We start from the raw sequence: 2,473 nt of genomic DNA on the forward strand, positions 1-2,473 counted from the left end.
GACATCAAGAGCCGCTTCGAGGCGGCCGGCAAGACGAACCTACAGGCCTTCCTCTTCAAAGGCCACGACCACGACCTGAACTATCTGGCCTGGCCGCTTCGCAAAAGCCTGTCGGAGGGGCTGGCCAAGATGTTCGAGGTGGCCGGCTCGTTGAAGCTCTGAACGGGCCAAGGGAACGATTTCCGGCCGGTTTCCGTATCTAGGAAAGGCGAGGCTCGGACGGCCTCCCAGGAGGGACTTCTATGACAGTTCGCAAGATCATCGGCGTGCTCATCATCGTCCTGATGGCCATCCCCGTTCTTTTCGGCGTGACCTGGGCGGTCGGCCTGGTCAAAGCCTCGATTTCTCCCAATTTTCTCGCCGATCTGCCGCGCGAGATCATCGCCGAGCTTCCGGCTTCGGCGGATGCGGTCTTCAAGGCCGCCCAGGACAAGGACCTCATCGATGATCCCGCGACCCGGGTCTGGTTCCAGGCCGCGGCCAAGACCGGCACCTCGATGCGCGAGCTCATGGAGTCGTCAGGCATGACGGGCTGGATGCAGGGCGAGCTATCCGCCTCCTTGAAGCGGGTCGGCGAGATCTTGCGCGGCGAATCGCCCCTGGAGTCGGTGACGATCGACATGCGGCCTCTCAAGAAGGCGCTCCTCTCGCCGGCCGTGGACAAGTTCCTGGAGGGGACGGTGGCCAATCTGCCGCCCTGCGACGAGTCCGGCCTGAAGGCCTGGAAGGACCTGGCCGCCGGGCTCGAGCCGGGCCGCGACCTCCCCGCCTGCAGCCCCGACCCCGCCCTGGCCAAGGAGGCGCTGCTCGTCGCCCGAAATCGGTCGGTGCGGGAGATGCACGACACGGTCCAAATGTTCGAAGGCGTCCAGCCGTTCCCGTTCCACCGCTTCGGGATCACCCGCGGCGTCACGATGGCCTCCTACTTCCTGTTTCTCATTCCGGCCATATTCATCCTCCTCGGCGTTCTGATCGGCCAGAACACGCCGGCCGGTCGGCTCCGCTGGTCCGGCATTTCGGTGCTGGCGGGCAGCGTTCCGGTCCTCATCCTGGCCTTTGGGATTAAAAAGTTCTCGGGCTGGCTGCTGCACGGCGGGATGTTCAACTGGCAGTCGCCCTGGACGAGCGACCTCGGCCGGATGGTCGTGGACAAGCTCAGCTGGATTCCGTCCCGGGTCATCGACGGCCTTTTCTCTCCCGTCGTCAGCGTCGCCGCCGTCGTGACCGTGGTCGGGATCGTCCTGCTGGCCCTGGCTTCGTCCGCCCGGAAGGCCTAAGCTCGAATCCGCGGATAAATTCGTTGCCAAGCTCTGGGGATCGGTCCGTCGCCCGATCCGGCTTGACAACGGGCGAAAGCCATAGTAGGCTAACTAGTGATTGTTGGTCATATGACCAATATCGTTGTTCAATTCTCGGGGAGCGACGGATCGATGCTCGAGCCCTTGTTCGAATCCACGGTCAAAGAGAAGATTCTGTTCTATCTTCATACCCGCGGCGAGTCCTATCCCCGGGAGATCGCCAGGGACCTCGGACTCACCCTCAACGCGGTCCAGTATCAGCTGTTGAAGCTGGAAAGGGGCGGCGTTCTCTACAGTAAGCTCAAGGGGAAGATTCGGCTCTTCGGCCTGAATCCCCGCTATCCGTTTAAAAAGAACCTCGAGGCCCTCCTCGATAAAGCCATCACGTTCATTAGGGACGAAGCTAGTCTGAAGCTTTATAGGCCCAGGCTCCGGCCGCGCCGAACCGGCAAACCGGGCTCGTGAACTACCGGGGAATAACTCTCGCCCGTCTGGCTGCCGTCGTTTGCGATCGTTGCCGGACGGAGGGGATCGAAGTCGTCCTTTCCGGAGGAGCCTGCGTTTCGATTTATGCTCGAAATCGGTATCAATCCTTCGACCTCGACTTTGTTCTCCTCGCTTCCGTGGGCCGAAGAAAGCTCAAGGCGGTCATGGAGAGCCTGGGATTCAAGGAGGAAGGGCGACACTTCAAGCATGCCGACACTCCATTCCTGGTCGAGTTTCTGCTGCCGCCGCTCTCCGTGGGCCAAGAGCCCGTCCGGGAGGTTCGCGAGATGCGGCGCGGCGACAAGGTCCTTTGGCTCCTCTCGCCGACCGATTGCGTCAAAGACCGCCTCGCCGCATTCTATCATTGGAACGACCATCAATCATTGGACCAGGCGCTCCTCGTCTGTCGGGCCGGCGGCGTCGACTTGGCCGAAGTCGAACGATGGTCGATCGGCGAGGGGATGAATAGCCGGTATCTCTTGTTTGCAGGAAAGATCGTCGATAAACAATCCAAAAGGAGGGATTGACATGACCGAAGACAAGAAGAAAATTCTGACCACCGGTTTCGCCATGCCGGTCGACAACGACCTGAACTCCGCGACCGCCGGGGCCAAGGGGCCGGTTCTGATTCAGGACGTTCACCTGATCGAGAAGCTGGCCCATTTCGCCCGCGAGCGCATCCCCGAGCG

General features: G+C 61.5%; 4 protein-coding genes. All 4 read left to right on the forward strand.

Features of this window, described 5'->3' with window-relative positions; all coding sequences use genetic code 11:
- Positions 1 to 242: 242 nt before the first annotated feature.
- On the forward strand, positions 243 to 1,277 hold the full coding sequence (locus tag NTZ26_05630; GenBank protein ID MCX6559979.1) for a hypothetical protein: 1,035 nt from the start codon (positions 243 to 245) through the stop codon (positions 1,275 to 1,277).
- A 111-nt stretch (positions 1,278 to 1,388) separates the two neighbouring features.
- Entirely contained in the window at positions 1,389 to 1,763 is a 375-nt protein-coding gene (locus tag NTZ26_05635) for a winged helix-turn-helix domain-containing protein (protein MCX6559980.1), read from the forward strand.
- 185 nt (positions 1,764 to 1,948) lie between these two features.
- Positions 1,949 to 2,311 carry a hypothetical protein gene (locus NTZ26_05640; protein ID MCX6559981.1) on the forward strand — a complete coding sequence of 121 codons (363 nt, stop codon included), beginning with the start codon at positions 1,949 to 1,951 and terminating at the stop codon, positions 2,309 to 2,311.
- A 1-nt stretch (position 2,312) separates the two neighbouring features.
- On the forward strand, positions 2,313 to 2,473 hold a 161-nt coding region (locus NTZ26_05645; GenBank protein MCX6559982.1), incomplete at its 3' end, for a catalase.

The sequence above is a fragment of the Candidatus Aminicenantes bacterium genome (assembly GCA_026393855.1).
In the GTDB taxonomy this organism is placed as follows: domain Bacteria; phylum Acidobacteriota; class Aminicenantia; order Aminicenantales; family UBA4085; genus UBA4085.